This window comes from Vibrio sp. CUB2 (genome assembly GCF_001557945.1).
GTDB lineage: Bacteria > Pseudomonadota > Gammaproteobacteria > Enterobacterales > Vibrionaceae > Vibrio > Vibrio owensii.
On the sequence record NZ_LNRB01000090.1, the window covers coordinates 1 to 297 of the forward strand.

3 tRNA genes are annotated in these 297 nt (G+C 52.2%); all 3 read right to left on the bottom strand.

Going from position 1 to position 297, the window contains the following annotated elements:
- Position 1: 1 nt before the first annotated feature.
- Positions 2–77 (bottom strand) — tRNA-Val (locus ATB78_RS28025).
- 30 nt (positions 78–107) lie between these two features.
- A tRNA-Lys gene (locus ATB78_RS28030) sits at positions 108–183 on the bottom strand.
- Between the two features lie 2 nt (positions 184–185).
- Positions 186–261: transfer RNA gene (locus tag ATB78_RS28035), tRNA-Glu, on the bottom strand.
- Positions 262–297: the final 36 nt, after the last annotated feature.

Sequence of the window (297 nt, forward strand, 5' to 3'; positions counted from 1 at the left end):
ATGGTGGGCGATACCGGGCTCGAACCAGTGACCCCCTGCTTGTAAGGCAGGTGCTCTCCCAACTGAGCTAATCGCCCACATAAGTTTTGATTCTTCGTGGAGAAGAATGGTGGGTCGTGCAGGATTCGAACCTGCGACCAATTGATTAAAAGTCAACTGCTCTACCAACTGAGCTAACGACCCAATGGTATCCCGTAGGGGAGTCGAACCCCTGTTACCGCCGTGAAAGGGCGGTGTCCTAGGCCTCTAGACGAACGGGACACTGGATTGAAGATATTGGGATATCTTCGTCTCTTT